14 protein-coding genes and 1 tRNA gene are annotated in these 17,469 nt (G+C 45.3%); 8 read left to right on the top strand and 7 right to left on the bottom strand.

All coding sequences use genetic code 11. The features are described from left to right. The first annotated feature begins 201 nt into the window (after window positions 1-201). Together J7545_RS23910 and J7545_RS04750 are read left to right on the top strand one after the other, a co-directional pair. Window positions 202-402 carry an element excision factor XisI family protein gene (locus J7545_RS23910; protein ID WP_413039143.1) on the top strand — a complete coding sequence of 67 codons (201 nt, stop codon included), beginning with the start codon at window positions 202-204 and terminating at the stop codon, window positions 400-402. 75 nt (window positions 403-477) lie between these two features. Further along, window positions 478-1,548: an acyl-CoA dehydrogenase family protein gene (locus tag J7545_RS04750; protein WP_318701684.1), complete on the top strand. Its 1,071-nt coding sequence runs from the start codon at window positions 478-480 to the stop codon at window positions 1,546-1,548. Here J7545_RS04750 and J7545_RS04745 read toward each other — a convergent pair. After that, window positions 1,545-2,159, bottom strand: coding sequence for a hypothetical protein (locus J7545_RS04745; protein WP_318701687.1), 615 nt, complete (start codon window positions 2,157-2,159; stop codon window positions 1,545-1,547). The genes J7545_RS04750 and J7545_RS04745 overlap by 4 nt on opposite strands. Before the next feature lie 54 nt (window positions 2,160-2,213). Between J7545_RS04745 and J7545_RS04740 the strand changes: the two genes are divergently transcribed. Further along, window positions 2,214-2,504, top strand: coding sequence for a hypothetical protein (locus J7545_RS04740; RefSeq protein ID WP_318701689.1), 291 nt, complete (start codon window positions 2,214-2,216; stop codon window positions 2,502-2,504). Between the two features lie 386 nt (window positions 2,505-2,890). On the opposite strand, the gene J7545_RS04735 is transcribed toward J7545_RS04740, so the two are convergent. The 3 genes from J7545_RS04735 to J7545_RS04725 form a co-directional block, all read right to left on the bottom strand. Continuing rightward, complete coding sequence (locus J7545_RS04735) at window positions 2,891-3,040, bottom strand: DUF5989 family protein (protein ID WP_271942356.1); 150 nt, start codon at window positions 3,038-3,040, stop codon at window positions 2,891-2,893. Between the two features lie 35 nt (window positions 3,041-3,075). Continuing rightward, entirely contained in the window at window positions 3,076-3,480 is a 405-nt protein-coding gene (locus J7545_RS04730) for an SxtJ family membrane protein (protein WP_318701691.1), read from the bottom strand. 184 nt (window positions 3,481-3,664) lie between these two features. Then, a complete protein-coding gene (locus J7545_RS04725) occupies window positions 3,665-5,593 on the bottom strand; it encodes a carbamoyltransferase (RefSeq protein ID WP_318701693.1) in 1,929 nt (642 codons plus the stop codon). A 215-nt stretch (window positions 5,594-5,808) separates the two neighbouring features. Between J7545_RS04725 and J7545_RS04720 the strand changes: the two genes are divergently transcribed. The 3 genes from J7545_RS04720 to J7545_RS04710 all read left to right on the top strand — a co-directional run bounded on the left by J7545_RS04720 (window position 5,809) and on the right by J7545_RS04710 (window position 9,440). After that, window positions 5,809-6,951, top strand: a complete 1,143-nt coding sequence (locus J7545_RS04720; protein ID WP_318701695.1) for a hypothetical protein — start codon at window positions 5,809-5,811, stop codon at window positions 6,949-6,951. After that, window positions 6,932-8,149, top strand: coding sequence for an alginate O-acetyltransferase AlgX-related protein (locus J7545_RS04715; RefSeq protein WP_318701697.1), 1,218 nt, complete (start codon window positions 6,932-6,934; stop codon window positions 8,147-8,149). Before J7545_RS04720 ends, J7545_RS04715 begins: the two co-directional genes overlap by 20 nt. Before the next feature lie 205 nt (window positions 8,150-8,354). Continuing rightward, window positions 8,355-9,440: an ATP-binding protein gene (locus tag J7545_RS04710; protein WP_318701699.1), complete on the top strand. Its 1,086-nt coding sequence runs from the start codon at window positions 8,355-8,357 to the stop codon at window positions 9,438-9,440. Between the two features lie 321 nt (window positions 9,441-9,761). On the opposite strand, the gene trpB is transcribed toward J7545_RS04710, so the two are convergent. Further along, window positions 9,762-10,994 (bottom strand): tryptophan synthase subunit beta, encoded by a 1,233-nt coding sequence (gene trpB / locus J7545_RS04705; protein WP_318701701.1) that lies wholly within the window; start codon window positions 10,992-10,994, stop codon window positions 9,762-9,764. Window positions 10,995-11,949: 955 nt separating this feature from the next. On the opposite strand from trpB, the gene J7545_RS04700 reads away from it, so the two are divergent. After that, the gene (locus tag J7545_RS04700) at window positions 11,950-14,640 is read left to right on the top strand and encodes a DEAD/DEAH box helicase (protein ID WP_318719208.1); all 2,691 of its coding nucleotides are present in this window, start codon (window positions 11,950-11,952) and stop codon (window positions 14,638-14,640) included. A 138-nt stretch (window positions 14,641-14,778) separates the two neighbouring features. Here the strand turns inward: J7545_RS04700 and J7545_RS04695 are convergent. Continuing rightward, a tRNA-Cys gene (locus tag J7545_RS04695) sits at window positions 14,779-14,850 on the bottom strand. A 46-nt stretch (window positions 14,851-14,896) separates the two neighbouring features. Next, a complete protein-coding gene (gene cofG, locus J7545_RS04690) occupies window positions 14,897-15,859 on the bottom strand; it encodes a 7,8-didemethyl-8-hydroxy-5-deazariboflavin synthase subunit CofG (protein ID WP_318701705.1) in 963 nt (320 codons plus the stop codon). A gap of 204 nt (window positions 15,860-16,063) precedes the next feature. Between cofG and psbA the strand changes: the two genes are divergently transcribed. Further along, window positions 16,064-17,128: a photosystem II q(b) protein gene (gene psbA / locus J7545_RS04685; RefSeq protein WP_318701706.1), complete on the top strand. Its 1,065-nt coding sequence runs from the start codon at window positions 16,064-16,066 to the stop codon at window positions 17,126-17,128. Window positions 17,129-17,469: the final 341 nt, after the last annotated feature.

Raw genomic sequence — 17,469 nt, 5'->3', positions numbered from 1 at the left:
TACCCCTCTTCTGTCACTCTGGGAAATTCTAACGAATTTCCGTCATTACAGCCCGCGATCGCTAACGAAGGAATCAGGGTTTCACGCCCCTTTATCCAAAAGTGACAGAAGAGGGGTATCTTGCCGTGCCAGATGTTGTTTATGAAACTTTTTTGGGTTTGACTTTACTCAAGCTGCGATCGCCAAACAAGCAATTAATGTATTGATATTAAGGATGATAAAATATGGCTGCAACGAAATTTCACGGATGTGGATTTGGGAGAAAAGTTAACGGCAATGGGTGTGAAGAAGGAGGATATTATTTTGGGTTTACATTCACCTTTCATGTGCCAGTTTTCAGACCATAGAATGGTTTCAAAAGCTCGATCGACAGATCCTCTCAATGACACTATCATGAGTTGATTCATGAAGTCTCAAAGTTGACTCGTATCGATCGCCAGAAACTCTGCCAAAAACCACCGACCTATTTTAGAAACAATGCCAGCCCCCACTTGTTTAGATTTATCGCAACAAACGGAAGATTATCTCAAAACAGCTCCGAATCCAGAAGCCATGGAAGAAAAAACGGAAATCTTGCGAGAAGGATTAGCGGGTTTAGGGGCGCGATCGCTACTGGCTCTTAATGTTCCTCCACCCTGGAGTGAAACAGAAGTGAGTCAATTAGATTATTTTAGAGTCTTGGAAAGACTAGCTCGATATTCCGGCACGCTCAATTTTACCCAAACTCAACATCAAAGTGCAGGATCGTTTATTGCTAACGGAGATAATGAAAGGCTGAAAAGTCATTATCTCCCTAAAATGAGATCGGGTCAGATTTTAGTCGGTGTATCCTATGCCCATTTGCGCCGAGAAAAACCGACATTAACAGCAACGAAAGTTCAAGGCGGTTATCTATTGTCTGGATATCTGCCCTGGATAACCGGTTGGAATTTGTTTCAAGAAGCGGTTGTTGCTGCGAGATTGGAAGATGAGAGGATTATTTTTGCCCTGATTCCGTTTGTCACCTCTGCTAAAGGAGAGTTACGATTTTCAGCTCCCATGTCTTTAGCGGCAATGTCGTCAACCAATACAGTGAGTGCCGAATGCGATCGCTATTTTGTTCCGGATGAAACGGTGATTAGTCTTCAATCTAAAGACTGGATCGAGGAAAAAACCCGCCAGAATGTTTTAAATCCGACGTTCTCTTTGCTAGGATTGGCACGATCCGGTTTAGATATTGTCGAAAATGCCAGCAAAGCTCAAGCCTCGATCGCCCCTCAATTTTTAGCCTTATCCGAGCAACTGGAGCATTTGCGTACCAAAATTTACACAGAAAAAGAGGAACAGCAGTTATCTCTAGAGCAACAGTTGCAACTACGCGCTCAGGCGATCGCCTTGACTCATCAGTGTAGTTTAGCTACGATTATGGTTTCCAGAGGCAGCGCCAACCAAAAACATCACCCTGCACAACGCATTCATCGAGAAGCCTTAGTTTTATCGGTTATGGGACACACGAACAAGGTAATGGAAACTACTTTAGAGCAAATTGTCAATCAAGGGAATATTTAATTATTCAGAATTTGGACTAGGATGCGTAGCAGGTCTTCTAGATCAGCAGGGACACGGTAAAGATTGAGGTCTTGGGTGACTTGACGAGACTGGCGATCGAATTGACCAAATTGCCAAATATTGCCGGTGGAAATTGCGCCGTAGAGAAGGGTTTGATTGCTCTCGATCCATTGATCGAGAGCAATCAATTCGATCGCCAGTTGCACAAAACCCCGTTCTAGATCTTCATTTTTAGCTTCGATCGCCAGGAAAACACCATCGCTTTGCAGCAAATAATCGAGGGAACCTTTGAGTTGATGGCTCACGAACACGGGATATTCAACATTGAGGGTAGCTTGGGTATAGTGCAGCACGTCCGTTAAAACCGGGGCGATCAGGAATTCCCGACGAGCCATTTCACTGGTGAGGCTAAGACGCGGGAGGCTCTCTTCAATGCGAGTTGTGAGGTCGAGTAGGCGATCGAGAGTACCGGTATACTGGGGAAATTGTAGAGATCGCCTAGAGAGTAAAACCTGAAAACATGCCAGAATATCTTGCGGCGCAAAGTTAAGCTTAAAGTAATCTGCAAAAGTATACGATTCTTCTGGCTTGATAATGGTGAATCGAGACATAGTTATACCCATTCAAATTATGATATAATGATCCCAAGTATTTATTACAGTTAAATGGTAAATCAAATGATCAATCAAGGGATTCTGGCGATCGCCGTTATCATTTCTCTCCTACTCAGTCTTGATGGTATCGCACTATCAGCACTTTTCCCTGCTCAGGAAGAGCCTCTCCAAGAGTCCGAAATTTCCATTACATATCCATCCTACGAAGCCAAAGAGCATGGGGTCGATCATTATGATGACGATCATGACGATCATGACGATGACGACGATGACGACGATCATGACGATGACGACGATCATGACTATGACAACCGTTATGGTCTCCCGACTACGAAACGCTAATCATACGTTCATCCGATCTACAATCAGAGGAGAAAGTTAGCCCATGAATATAGCCTTTCTCTAATAGATGAGAGACAGATTTAGTCCCCTCTCCCGTACGAAACCCCTACAGGATTAGCACGGGAGAGGGTGTTGGGGATCAGAGCTATACTTAACGCCAAATAGAAAGGCGATAGTTCTCGCCTAAACTTACCAGACGAATTATTTCTGGAAATTCAATGTTTGGCTCAAAAAAATCAGGTTTCGTGCGATCGCTGGCTATTAACTGCCATAACTGAAAAGATAGAGTCTCTAATGCAGAACTCTTCCCTGGATATAACAAATAAAAACTGGTGGTAGGGGCGAAAAAATCTTCGCCTCTACCAGATAAGGTTACTCTAATCTCCCTAGAACAACGTATAAATAAACGGTGCAATCACAGACGCTTGACTGAGGATAATCAAAGCACCAACCATTACCAAACTAATAATTAACGGCAACAGCCAATACTTTTTACGCTCTCCTAAAAAAGCCCAAAGATCTTCAAAAAATTCCATATATGACACTCCAATGGATTTCAGTTAACAATTGACTAAAATGGATATTCCAAACTCTTCGCTGTTCTGGGATGGGAAGGAATTCGATACGTCTCCACCGGTTTACGCCATTCTCGACGCATGGGGTCGCCTCCAAACTGTTTTCTCAGAAACCCCATCGGCACGATCATCCCATAAAAAATAATCCCTAAAATCAAGCGGGTATTAATCCAACCCATCATCAAACCAAAGCGGGCAAAGCCTTGATAAAACGGGTCGAGAGTTTTCGGCGCAACTAATGCCCAAGCCCAGAAAATACCCAGCACAATCCAGGGCCACAGGGCACTGCTATGACCGAGGATCAATGGCCAGATAATCCCAAAAACTAAACCCACCATTACCCCAAACAGGAGACCAAATTGGCGGAGTTCTTTTGTATTGAGTTTTTTGATTGGATACATAACAGATTAACGATTGTATTCGTCCTATTCGTAGTTACTTTTCTTAGGGACTGAACGTTTTATCACTTTTAATCTGATGATTCATTATGATTAAAACGCCCTATCCCCCCATCCTCCCATCCCCCCATCTCCCCATTTTTCAGAGGAGAATGAAACAGCTCTGGGGGGTTGGGGGAATCAAGACCTAATCTAATTCAAACTCTGTCTTCCAAGACTCATCTTTTTCCCAAGCGGGTTGGTCAGTCTTAGCTAACAAGAAATTTTCCAGAACCAGATAATCCATTTCGGTACGCATGAAGCAGCGATAAGCATCTTCCGGAGTACAAACAATCGGTTCGCCGCGCACATTAAAGGACGTATTCACAATCAGACCGCACCCGGTCAGTTTATCAAAATGACTAATTAAACTGTGATAGCGGGGGTTCGTTTCCTTGTGAACCGTTTGGATACGCGCCGAATAGTCCACGTGGGTAATGGCAGGAATTTCAGATCGCGGAATATTGAGTTTTTCAATTCCAAACAGTTGCTTTTGCTCCTCTGTCATCGGAATACGCAACGATTCCTTAACAGGAGCCACCATCAGCATATAGGGACTGGGGCTATATTGCTCGAAGAAATCCGAAACGCGCTCGGCCAAAACGGAAGGAGCAAAGGGACGGAAAGACTCTCGATACTTAATTTTCAGATTCATCACCGACTGCATTTTCGGCGACCTGGGGTCACCAATAATCGAGCGTCCACCCAATGCGCGGGGGCCAAACTCCATCGGACCTTGGAACCATCCCACCACATTGTCAGTAGCCAAAATTTCAGCTAACCGGGGCATGAGTTGAGCATCATCTAGGAGAACATAGGAAGCTTTCACTAAGTCCAAATAGTCCAGAATTTCAGCATCAGAGAACTTCGGCCCCAAATAAGACCCACGCATTTGGTCTTGTACGGGAGCAGCAATTTTTTCTGGGGTTAAGGTTCCCACGGTTGCTGTGGCAGTTTCTTTGGCACTGCTGAACATTACCGGTGATTTCTCCGGTTTCACGGTACGCGGCATACTGTGGTATTCATACCAAGCAGATAGGGCAGCGCCTAATGCTCCACCCGCGTCGCCAGCCGCTGGTTGTACCCAGACTTCCTTAAAGCCACATTCGCGTAGAATTCGACCATTGGCGACGCAGTTGAGGGCAACTCCACCGGCTAAACAGAGGTTTTCCACCTGGAGTTCTTTTTTCACTGTATTCGCCAGACGGATGACCACATCTTCAGTCACCCACTGGATGGAGCTGGCGATGTCCATTTCTCGCTGACTGATGGGGGTTTCGGGTTTCCGGGGAGGGCCGCCAAAGAGGTCATCAAACTTGCTGTTGGTCATCGTCAGACCGGTGGCATAGTTGAAGTAGTCCATGTTCAACCGGAATGTACCATCGTCTTTGACATCAATCAGGTTGCTGAGGATGGTGTCAATATATTTGGGTTCGCCATAGGGCGCAAGTCCCATGAGTTTGTATTCCCCAGAGTTGACTTTGAAGCCGGTGTAGTAGGTAAAGGCAGAATAGAGCAAGCCCAAGGAGTGGGGAAAGTCAATTTGCCATTGGGGAATCAGTTGGTTGCCTTCTCCGAGCCAAGCGGTAGTTGTTGCCCATTCACCTACCCCATCCAGACAGAGAACAGCAGCTCTCTCAAATGGACTGGGGAAGAAGGCGGAGGCGGCATGGGATTGGTGATGCTCGGTGAACATCAGTTGGGGAAGCTCAGTTTTCTTGCACTGTCCGATTTCTGAGAGTTCTGTTCTTAATACCGTTTTCAGATAGAGCTTTTCTTTTAACCAGACGGGCATGGCTGCCAAGAATGACCGAAAGCCTTTGGGGGCATAGGCCAGGTAAGTTTCTAGGAGACGCTCAAATTTGAGTAGGGGTTTGTCGTAGAAGACGATATGATCTAGGTCAGAGATCGTGGTTTGGGCCATTTCCAGGCAATAGGCGATCGCATGTTTCGGAAAACGCGGGTCGTGTTTCTTGCGCGAAAACCGCTCTTCCTGCGCTGCGGCTACGATTTCACCATCGCAGACAATCGCCGCCGCGCTATCATGATAAAACGCTGAAATTCCTAGGATCTTCATTTAGTTCACCCCCACGCCAGTTAATTTAAGCCAATTTTGGATTTTTTTTGGGATCATGAATAGAGATTGTAACTTAGGGTTTACTCTAATAGGCACTGCGATCGCTATATTGGTTCAGGAAAGCAGAGCATAAGTTTACTTTTCTCTTGGACGACCTTCATGATTGCGATCGCTTGGCATAATCTTCAGGTGCGTTCATATTGTAAACTTTCTTAATGATTAAACCGACAAAATCCCTCAAAGTCAATAAAGTCTCTCAAGTTGCCCTTCTGTTGATCTGCTGGATTGGTATCCCTTGGATTATCGTTGAGATGGCCATGATCCTGCTCGATCCCTTTCTTTTCAGGGGTTTCTACCAGTACGATCCCGATATGGGCTTTCGAGTCAGACCCGATACATTAGGCTCAAACCGTTTCGGGTTTAACGACCAAGACTATCCTCTCGAGCGAGTTCCCGGAACCGTAAGAATGATGATCGTTGGCGACTCGTTCAACTGGGCAGGGGGATTAGAGGGTAACTATACGACCCTACTCGAAAATCAGTTTGCTCAAACCCCAGATTTACCTCCTGTGGAAGTTATTAATGCAGGCTATCCCATGACCCATGCTGGGGAGCAGTTAATTATGCTGCAAAAATTCGGTTTGCAATATCAGCCAGACTTAGTCGTTTTGGGGGTCTTTGTGGGTAATGATTTTATTGATGCTGACCCCTACCGCAAACGTATTGTGGTCAATGATACTCAAATTGATATTGATAAACGCAACGAAATTCAGATATTAGGATATCCAATTATTTTTAAGTCTCGCCTATGGATGTTTATTGAGCAAAAATATAAGGTTTTTCAAGAAACTGCTCAAATTGAACAACCGGCATGGGCAAACCCGACTCCACAAGAGGAACAAGGTACATTTACCGAGGAAACTTTCTTAAAAATTCAGCGAGCCAGATTAGAGTTTTGTAATCTTAGAGCGCACACAGAAGGTAAATACGATGATAGAATTAAATACTTGTTTGACAGTATTACCCAAATGAAGCAACTTTTGGCAGAGCGCCAAATTGAATTTAAGGTAGCGATTTATCCCGATGAGTTTCAAGTTAGTCAAGCCTTAGCCGATCAACTTTTTGAAACGTATCAACTCAATCGGGAAGACTACGATCTAAATCTGATGCAAAAGCTGCTCATTGAGTTTCTGGATCGAGAGGAAATTTCTTATATTAATATGCTCGATCAATTCCGTCAAGTGGGTCAAACCCAAACCTTATATTTACTCAGAGATACCCATTGGAATCTAGCAGGGAATCAATTAGCCTCAGAGATCTTATATCAGAATTTATTGGATGATGTTAAAACCAAATAATATGAAAGGGTGGCAGAAACTCAATTTTCGTAGAGTAGTTAATTGGGCATTTTTAGGATTTCTGTGGATAGGGGTTCCCTGGTTAGCCGCAGAACTATTTATGATCGTGATGGAACCTTATCTATTTAAGGGTTTTTTCCAGTATGATGCGGATCTCGGATTTCGAGTCAATCCTGAGACTCCTGGGACGAATGAATATGGATTTAACGATCGCGATTATCCTCTAGAGAAAGCACCGGGAAACTACCGTATTGTAGTCGTTGGAGATTCCTATAGCTGGGCAGGCAATCTAGATGGCAACTATACAGCACTCTTAGAACAACAGTTTCAAGACTATTATGGAGCGCCCAAAGTTGAGGTGATTAATGTGGGGTTTCCCATGGCCGATCCGCCCATGTATTTGGGAATGCTACAAAAATATGGTTTAAAGTTTAATCCCGATCTCGTAGTTTTGGGCTTTTTTGTTGGCAATGATTTACATACGCCAGTCAATCAAAAACGGATTGTTCTTAACGATACGTTTATCGATATCGACCGCACTAAAGAATTGAAGATCTTGGGATATCCTATCATTGGACAATCTAGAGTTAAGATGTTTTTACAGCAACGCTATCGAATTTTTCAGGAACAACTGAAACTGCAACAAGCTCAACAGGAAAATCAAGGAAAATTTGAACTGATTGAGGGAGCTATCGCCCAAGATACTCCCGCTCCTAATCCTAGCCCTGAACCAGCCCCCATCTATTCAGAAGAAACTTTTTTAGACATTGAACGCTGGAAGCTGGAAATAAATAACTTACCCGCCTATCAAGCGGGAAATTTCACCCCTCAGTTTGAATATTCTCTGCAAGCAGTCGTGCAAATGGCAGAACTGCTGAAAGAAAAAAATATTCCCTTTGTGGTGGCGCTTTATCCGTCAGAATACCAAATTGACCCAACTCTGGCGAGTAAGATTTTTACGGCCTATGAACTCAATCCTCAAGACTATGATTTGGAACTGCCTCAAAAAGTAGTCATTGAAGCCCTCGAAGCCCATGGTATTGATTATTTGGATATGTTAGAGCCTTTTCAAGAAGCAGGCAAAGAACAAGTCCTCTATATTTTACGGGATACCCACTGGAATTTAACCGGTAATCAATTAGCTGCTAATCTGTTATTTAACACCTTAAAACCTCAAGTCGATGCCCAACTTCGGTAATACAAAAGTTTCTGCTTTCAGGTAATACTCCTGCGTATATCTACCCTTCTTAACTCATTAGTGATTACCCATGACCCATTACCAGTTCTATATTTCAGTAACAATTATTTATTTTGGTCAGCTCTAGAGTCCGGTAAAATAAAATCAGTCCATTAGGATTGCATCAAAAATCATTGCCATCTAAGATTCAAGGTGAGTATGGCCCATGAACTTGGAATCCCATCCTTTTATTAGTTATTTTGAACCCGATCAAGTCGCTCAATTATGCGATCTGGCGGATACGATCGAGTTTGACCAACCAACTGTGATTTTTGAAGAAGGTGAAGTTCCGGATGGACTCTATCTGGTGTTAGCCGGTCAAGTTGAATTTAGCAAGATGATCGATACCGAGAAATATCAAACGATCGCCTTAGCTAAGGAAAATGATTTTTTTGGAGAATTTGGTGTCTTAGATGGGAAACCGAGAAGTGCCAGAGCAACAGCCGCTGAAGGAAGTATTTTAGCGAAAATTCCCCAAGATAAACTGATGGATATTTTACAAAATAGCAAAGGGGAAGTTATTTTAGCCCTCTTCCGGCATATTATCCACCATATTCGCATTACAACCACCCAATATGTGAATCAAATTGTTCATAAACAAAAAATGGTGTTGGTGGGCGAAATGGTGAATACTATTATCCATGACTTCAAAAGTCCCTTTAATGGCATTCAGCTCTCAAGTTCTATGCTCCAAGAAATGCACTCTGATGAAGAAACTCAAGAATGGTGCGATCTGATTCAAGCACAAATTACCCGCATGTTGGGAATGGCGGAAGAAGTGTTAGAGTTTTCTAAGGGCCATGCCACCCTCTATCGGCAACCGATACAACTGTCGGACTTATTGAAACAGTTTGAAAAGCTCAATCGAATTTACTTGCATTCTGCTCAAGTGGAGTGGGTCGTGCAGATTGAACCGGTGGAAATTTATGCTGATTTTAATAAGCTGTTGCGGGTTCTGCAAAACATCATTACTAATGCAGTAGAAGCGTTTGAAGGAAAAGGTGGCTGCATCGAAGTAACGGCTAAAAGCCAGGCTGAATGGGTGGCGATCCAGATTCGGGATAATGGTCCAGGCATTCCGAAAGCGATTCAAGAAGACTTCTTTGAGGCCTTTGTAACCCATGGCAAGCGGGGGGGAACAGGACTGGGAACGGCGATCGCCAAATCCATTATTGATGCTCACCAGGGCCAAATTAGCTTTGAATCCGAAGAGCAACAAGGGACAACCTTTACCATCCGTCTCCCTCGTTAACTGAATTCAGCGTATATAGCGCTTCGCACTAGGGAATAAAGAATAGGGTTGGGGTACATGACAAGACAGAATTCAACACTGTATTTCACGGGCAGCACTTTTCGCTATAACAATGGTTCTGGTCGTTTCCATAAAAAATTCTGATGAAAGAATATTGGGGTGAGGGGTGAAACCCCTCATTTGTATGTTATATTGAATTTGATGCACCCTGATGGACGCCCACTTGTGGGGCGTTTTTTTATTTTAAAAGCGCTTTGCGTTGGTAATGGGTAATTAGGGAACAGGTAATCTCCCCATTCCCCCATTCCCCCATTCCCGGACTTAACCCAAGTATTTAGCCACGGTTTGCACGTCTTTGTCACCCCGCCCGGAACAGTTGATAATAATGCGAGGATTGCCTTCGAGTTGGGGACAGAGGGTTTCTAAATAGGCGATCGCATGAGACGTTTCCAGAGCGGGAATAATACCTTCTAATTTCGATAAGCGCTCAAAGGCAGCCACAGCCTCGCGATCCGTCACGCTATAATACTCAGCCCGTTCCGTTTGCTTCAAATAGCTATGTTCCGGGCCAACTCCGGGATAATCTAAGCCCGCGCTAATCGAATGGGCTTCAATCACCTGACCATCTTCATCCTGCAACAGATAGCTCATGGCTCCATGTAAAACACCCACTTGGCCTTGAGTGAGGGTTGCCGCGTGCTTATCTGTATTCACCCCTTCTCCGGCTGCTTCCACACCAATGAGGCGCACAGAACTTTCCTTAACAAACTCATAAAAGAGTCCCATGGCATTCGATCCGCCACCGACACAAGCTAAAAGAATATCGGGTAGTCCGCCCCATTTTTCCCAAGCTTGGGCGCGGGTTTCTTCACCAATAATGGTATGAAAGTCTCTCACCATCATCGGGTAAGGATGGGGTCCGGCAACTGAACCTAAGATGTAGTGAGTTGTTTCCACATTCGTTACCCAGTCGCGAATGGCTTCTGAGGTAGCATCCTTGAGGGTTCCGGTTCCCGCTTCTACGGGGCAAACTTCAGCTCCCAGCAGTCGCATCCGAAAGACATTCAGTTTTTGGCGCTCCATATCGTGAACCCCCATATAAATCACACAGTTGAGGCCAAAGCGAGCGCAAACTGTGGCAGTGGCGACCCCATGTTGTCCGGCTCCGGTTTCGGCAATAATACGCTGTTTGCCCATGCGCTTGGCGAGGAGAACTTGAGCCAGGGCATTATTGATTTTATGAGCGCCGGTATGGTTGAGGTCTTCTCGTTTGAGATAGATTTGGGGGCCAGTACCATCGGGTTTACGGTAATGTTGGGTGAGTCTTTCGGCGAAGTAGAGGGGACTGGGACGACCGACATAATCACGGAGTAGGCCTTGGAGTTCGGCTTGAAATTCAGGGTTGTGGCGATAATGAGCGTAGGCTTGCTCTAGTTCTGCTAGGGCAGGCATGAGGGTTTCTGGGACGTATTTGCCGCCAAACTGACCAAAACGGCCGAGGAGATCGGGGACGGAGGCAATCGTTTGAGCTGGATGGGTTGGAGTTGTAGCCACAGGGATTCTTCTGATACGAATAGGACACAATCGTATTCTAAGCACCTGTGAGCGTCACATCAATATGGGGAAGAGGCGATCGCCTCTTCTTGATCCTGAAAAAGGAAAGCAAAGAATATAGCAGATGAATCTATGAAAAAGGAATATTCCTCTTCTATCCTCACCCTACTATTCTCCTGAATGTGATCTAGATCATGTTGACATTTATTGCAATATCTTGTTACATTAATTAACAAGTCAGGACACAAAACTTCACAAACTAGGAGACAGTCATGATTTACTTCGTTTTTCTTAGCCTCGTTATTGTTGCCGGTTGGTTAGCTGCTTCTGCGATCGGAAGCGCAGCTTATTTCCAAGGTGAACAAAACTAATCACCACTTCCCATAATCCCACTGAAACGCCTCAGCGTTTATCTCAATCTCTCACTGGAAAGTAATCAATCACATAAGGAGAACATCATGGTTGACCTAGTTATTCTTGCACTTGTCGTTGTTGCCGGTTGGTTAGCTGCTTCAGTTATCGGAAGTGTAGCTTACTTTCAGGGTGATAAAAGCTAATAGGAACCTCCGAGAATACTACGGAAGTTCTAAAACAGTTGAGTCCCTTGCCTTCGTCTTTCACTGCAACGTCTTTTATCTGAACACATCAGGAGAACCTCATGGTTGATTTCGTTTTTCTTAGCCTCGTTATTGTTGCCGGTTGGTTAGCTGCTTCTATCATTGGAAGCAAAGCCTACTTTATGGGTAAATAAAGTCAATCGCTCTGACTAGACTTAGTAGGGTGCGTTAATAACGCACTCTAAAACTATTGTTACTCCCTGTGTCTGGAGTATCTCCGTACTCTCGTATCACCCTGTTCTCGTGTCCTTCCGTGATGCGATCGCCGACTTTCTCTACGCCGTTAGCCAGAATACACTAGAATAGAGCAAATTAGCTTATGCTCAGAATTTAGAACGGTGAATAGTTCTCCTTCGTCTACTGACCTTGACCCGAAACGCTTGTTTTCATTTGAACTTGATGAATTCCAACATCAGGCGATCGCTGCATTGAATGCTGATAAGTCCGTCGTGGTATGCGCTCCCACGGGATCGGGTAAAACCTTAATCGGAGAATACGCCATTTATCGTGCCTTGTCACAGGGGAGGAGAGTCTTCTATACCACTCCCCTGAAAGCGCTCTCGAATCAGAAATTGCGTGATTTCAGTCAAGTCTTTGGTACAGAAAATGTTGGATTAGTAACTGGTGATTTGTCCCTTAATCGGGAAGCATCAGTTGTAATCATGACAACAGAAGTGTTTCGTAATATGCTCTACGGAACGCCGATCGGTCAAATTGGCACATCGATCCAAGGGGTGGAGGCGGTGGTTTTGGATGAATGCCACTATATGAACGATCGCCAACGGGGAACGGTTTGGGAAGAGTCTATTATTTACTGTCCTCCCCATATTCAACTGGTGGCCCTCTCCGCAACAGTAGCCAACAGCGACCAGCTCACTGCCTGGCTCTCAGATGTTCATGGCCCCACAGAACTAATTTACTCGGACTTCCGTCCAGTTCCCTTGCAATATAACTTTTGCAACCTGAAAGGCATTTTTCCCCTACTGAATAAGAAAGGCAACAGCATTAACCGCCTCTTATTGAATCCCAAAGCTAGGGGAAAGAAACCGCCTAAGGTGAAACCCAAGGATCAAGTCCCTGGATTGTTATCCGTGGTTTCCCAACTCAGCGATCGGGATATGCTACCGGCGATTTACTTTATTTTCTCCCGTAAAGGATGCGATCGCGCTGTGGCTGAAACAGTGGGACTCTCTCTGCTCTCCTCCGAAGAAAAACGGCAAGTAGCCGCCCATATAGAACTAGTGCTGCACGAGCATCCTGAAGCCATTCGACGATCCCAAGTGGAATGCCTCTATCGAGGGGTTGCCTCTCACCATGCGGGGTTATTACCGGCTTGGAAATCCCTAGTCGAAGAACTGTTTCAACAGGGATTAATTAAGGTTGTATTTGCGACAGAAACTCTAGCGGCCGGGATTAATATGCCTGCCAGAACCACCATCATTTCCAGCTTATCCAAACGCACGGATCAGGGCCACCGTCTGCTCAACCCCAGTGAATTTCTGCAAATGGCAGGACGCGCAGGACGTAGGGGAATGGATGAAATTGGTCATTTAGTAGTGGTGGAAACCCGGTTTGAGGGAGCAAAAGAAGCGGGGTATTTAGCTACAGCGGGAGCCGATCCCTTAGTGAGTCAGTTTACTCCGAGTTATGGGATGGTGCTGAACCTGCTGCAAACCCATAGTTTGGAGGAAGCCAAACAACTGATCGAGCGTAGTTTTGGTCAGTATATGGCCAATTTAACTTTAATTCCCCAGCAGCAGGCGATCGCCGCGTTGCAAGCTGAAGAAAAGCAAATTCATTCCCAACTGGCTTCCTATGGCAACCTCGAAACCCTCCAGGAATTGGCCGCCAGTTATAAGAAACTCCAAGAACGACTGCGGGAAGCCAAACGACTGTTGAAAACCTTGCAAAACCAAGCGGAACGTGCACGAACTAAGGATTTAGCGGCGGCGATCGATTTTGCCGTCCAGGGAACCGTGCTGAGTTTGAAAGGTAAGCATATTACCGTTCCTCAAGCCATTTCCGCCATTTTGGTCAGAAAAGTCCCCGGCAGTGGCCAAGCCCCCTATTTGGTCTGTTTGGGGGCAGATAATCGCTGGATGGTGGCGACCTACGGAGATGTGGTGGGGTTATATGGGGATATTCCCCGGTTTAAGGTCGTGGATGGTTGGGAACTGCCCCCAGAGTTAGGCTTAAAACCAGGAGAATGTCGCAGTAGTGGTACGGAAACGACCGCCACAGCGAACCAGATTCCCCAGTTAGAACCCACATTAGCCGCTCCAGAGGTGGACGATCAACTCTTGCAAGTTGAGGAAATCACGAATAAGTTAATGGAGCATCCAGTACATCAGTGGCCGGAACGGGGTCGGATTCTCAAGCAGATTTCTCGTGCTGCTAGACTAGAAACAGAAATTGGCGATCGCCTCAGCAAGTTTCAGCGTCTTAAATCTCGATATTGGGAAGAGTTTCTCAATTTAATTGCCATTCTGCAAGCCTTTAATGCTCTCAATCCTAACCTCGTTCCCACACCTCTCGGTGAATCTGCGGCTACCTTGCGGGGCGAAAATGAGTTATGGCTCGGTATCGCCTTAACCTCGGAAGCCTTTGCCCACCTAGAACCCCATCATTTAGCCGCCGCCTGTGCTGCCCTCGTGACCGAAACGCCCCGTCCCGATAGTTGGGTGAACTATAATACCTCTCAACCCGTAATTGAGAGCCTCTTAGAACTCCAAGGAATGCGTCGCCAACTCTTCCAGCAACAACGGCGTTATGATGTAGCCCTGCCCATTTGGTTAGAATACGAATTAATCGCTTTAGTGGAACAATGGGCCCAAGAACAGGATTGGGCAGAACTGTGTGAACAGACGAGTTTAGATGAAGGGGATATTGTGCGCTTGCTCCGACGAACCTTAGATTTGTTATCCCAAATTCCCCATATTCCCCATGTTTCCGATACGTTGAAAGATAATGCGATTTGGGCGATGAAATTGCTCAACCGCTTCCCCGTGAATGAAACAGTTAATAATTAACAATTAATAATTGTAGGGGCAGGTTCACCAATATCTTTCAATTCCTACCAACAACCTTTGTGAATCTGCCCCAACCCTTCGCTTCATTCCGCTAGCGCGACCTTCGCAATGACTTCCCGGATTCATGTTTAATTAAAAAGGCGACACCCGGATTCGAACCGGGGGATAGAGGTTTTGCAGACCTCGGCCTTACCGCTTGGCTATGTCGCCGTGTTTGACCACTCTTTCTAGAATAACAGAATCAATTAAACTTTGACTAGACCCTAACGGAATTTTTTTCTCGCCACTGCCCAACTGCGCTATTCAACCTTGGGGATAACCAGGAATCAAATTGGGGATATACCGGTAAGCGCGGTTGTAGATGCCATCCGTAAGGCTGAAGGAATTGTTGCAGATCTTCAGGAGAGGGATGGGGATAATCTGGATTCACTTCATCTTTGGGGCCAAGTCCTCCGAGATCGGTTGCTCCTGCTTCTAAACAAGATAATAATAGGTCTGGATAATAGACAAGATTGGGCGGAATTTGTAGGGTAATTTCTGAAGGCAGAATGCGACGCGCCAGAGCAACTAGGGGAGGTAGTCCGGTTAAGTCAAATCCAGGTAAGGTGCTGGTTTGTTGGTGTCCAGGACTATAGGGTTGAAGGATAACCTCTTGTATATGAGAGTAGGTCTGATGAATTTCGGCGATCGCCTCTAAACTCCCTATTCTATCTGCTTCCGTTTCCCCAATGCCCACCAAAATCCCCGTCGTAAACGGAATTCCCAGCTCTCCTGCCCACCTTAACTGTTCCAATCTTAATCCCGGTTCCTTACTCGGTGCGCGAGCATGAACCGTTTCCAATAACTGTCCAGACACCTGCTCCACCATCAACCCCATGGAAACATTCGCTTCTTTTAAGCAAGCCATCTCTTCAAAGCTTAACGGCCCTACATTAGTATGGGGCAAAAACCCATAGGAAAGCGCCAACTCAGCCACACTATAAATTCTCTCTAACCAAGCTCTGCGGCGAGAACTAGCCGGATGGACTTCGCCACTGAGAATTAAGATCTCACAAATTCCCTTACCCTGTAAGGCTTGCAACCGCTCATGAGCCTGAATACTGCTCAACCAAGGATCATCACCAGGACTAACTCGAAAGTTACAGTAGCTGCATTGATTGAAACATTCGTAAGTTGGTACGAGGGTATAAGCAGGGCTATACGTTACTTCTCGATACATAGCTATAAGATGATGGATTGACGATATGGCAGGCTAGATAGTCCACCTCGAAGTTTAATCTATCTAAGGATTGCAGATATTTCATAAAAAAAATCTTAAGACACCTTTACATTACTAAATGGATATATTAAGATTAAACGGTAAGCGAAAATTAAATCGCTGTATAGCTTGAACATCTAGATAGCTATAAGCTATTATAAAATCATGACGACCACCCTACAACCCAGATCCAATGCGAGCGCTTGGGAACAGTTTTGTCAGTGGGTAACTTCTACCGAAAACCGCCTCTACCTAGGCTGGTTCGGTGTTCTAATGATTCCCACTCTCCTAACTGCAACCCTCTGCTTTATCATCGCTTTTATCGCAGCACCTCCTGTCGATATTGACGGAATCCGCGAACCTGTCTCCGGTTCATTGCTCTACGGTAACAACATCATTACTGCAGCAGTGGTTCCTACTTCCAATGCAATTGGTTTGCACTTCTATCCCATCTGGGAAGCAGCCAATATGGACGAATGGCTCTATAACGGCGGTCCCTATCAGTTAATTGTCTTCCACTTCCTCATCGGCATCTTTTGTTATATGGGTCGGGAGTGGGAACTCTCTTACCGTCTGGGTATGAGACCTTGGATTGCAGTTGCCTATAGCGCTCCTGTAGCTGCTGCGACTGCGGTGCTGTTGATCTATTCCATCGGTCAAGGATCTTACTCTGACGGTTTGCCTCTAGGAATCTCCGGCACTTTCAACTTTATGATCGTTCTCCAAGCCGAACATAATGTCTTGATGCATCCGATGCACATGATGGGTGTAATCGGTATCTTTGGTGGCGCATTGTTCTCCGCTATGCACGGTAGCTTGGTCACCTCTTCTTTAGTGCGTGAAACGACTGAATCCGAAAGCCAAAACCGAGGCTATCTTTTTGGTCAAGAACAGGAGACCTATAATATCATCGCTGCTCACGGCTACTTTGGTCGTCTGATCTTCCAATACGCTTCCTTCAATAATAGTCGTGCTTTGCACTTCTTCTTGGGAGCTTGGCCTGTAGTGGGTATCTGGTTTGCTTCTCTGGGAGTTGCCTGTTTTGCTTTCAATTTGAATGGTTTTAACTTTAACCAGTCCTTATTGGATTCTGACGGGCATGTTCTCAATACCTGGGCGGATGTCATCAACCGGGCTAACTTGGGTATTGAAGCCATGCACGAACGCAATGTCCACAATTTCCCCTTAGATTTAGCCAGTGTTGAAGCCATTCCTACTATCCAAAGCTAATTCTTAAGCCTTACGCTTCAATCAAAAGTACCAAGCACCCCATTACAGGGGTGCTTGTTGTTGTTCTTGAGTGCTTGTAGAGTTCATCCAGCTCGATATCGTGACCCTGACAAAGATAAATTTCCTGAGATTTTTTGTGAAAACCCCTTCACAAAACTAAATAAACAAGTTAATATATCTATTGTGAGTGGCAAATTTTTGCCACAGAACCTAGAAAAATAAATAGCCATTATAAAAGCATGACCACAACTCTTCAACAAAGCTCCAATGCGAGCGTTTGGGAGCGGTTTTGTCAGTGGGTAACCTCAACCGAAAACCGCCTCTATGTAGGCTGGTTCGGC

Origin of the sequence: Roseofilum sp. SBFL, from assembly GCF_017746885.1 — a bacterium.
In the GTDB taxonomy this organism is placed as follows: Bacteria; Cyanobacteriota; Cyanobacteriia; order Cyanobacteriales; family Desertifilaceae; genus Roseofilum.
Note: the sequence above shows the minus strand (reverse complement) of the source record. Positions and strands in the feature narration are given on the sequence as shown.

What these genes read in the sequence shown, in the direction of transcription:
- J7545_RS04720 (WP_318701695.1), top strand. Translation starts at nt 5,809, where the DNA reads ATGATTAAACCGACAAAATCCCTCAAAGTCAATAAAGTCTCTCAAGTT.
- J7545_RS04735 (WP_271942356.1), bottom strand. Translation starts at nt 3,040, where the DNA reads ATGGAATTTTTTGAAGATCTTTGGGCTTTTTTAGGAGAGCGTAAAAAG.
- J7545_RS04730 (WP_318701691.1), bottom strand. Translation starts at nt 3,480, where the DNA reads ATGTATCCAATCAAAAAACTCAATACAAAAGAACTCCGCCAATTTGGT.
- J7545_RS04740 (WP_318701689.1), top strand. Translation starts at nt 2,214, where the DNA reads ATGGTAAATCAAATGATCAATCAAGGGATTCTGGCGATCGCCGTTATC.
- J7545_RS04750 (WP_318701684.1), top strand. Translation starts at nt 478, where the DNA reads ATGCCAGCCCCCACTTGTTTAGATTTATCGCAACAAACGGAAGATTAT.
- psbA (WP_318701706.1), top strand. Translation starts at nt 16,064, where the DNA reads ATGACGACCACCCTACAACCCAGATCCAATGCGAGCGCTTGGGAACAG.
- J7545_RS04715 (WP_318701697.1), top strand. Translation starts at nt 6,932, where the DNA reads ATGATGTTAAAACCAAATAATATGAAAGGGTGGCAGAAACTCAATTTT.
- J7545_RS04745 (WP_318701687.1), bottom strand. Translation starts at nt 2,159, where the DNA reads ATGTCTCGATTCACCATTATCAAGCCAGAAGAATCGTATACTTTTGCA.
- cofG (WP_318701705.1), bottom strand. Translation starts at nt 15,859, where the DNA reads ATGTATCGAGAAGTAACGTATAGCCCTGCTTATACCCTCGTACCAACT.
- J7545_RS04725 (WP_318701693.1), bottom strand. Translation starts at nt 5,593, where the DNA reads ATGAAGATCCTAGGAATTTCAGCGTTTTATCATGATAGCGCGGCGGCG.
- J7545_RS04710 (WP_318701699.1), top strand. Translation starts at nt 8,355, where the DNA reads ATGAACTTGGAATCCCATCCTTTTATTAGTTATTTTGAACCCGATCAA.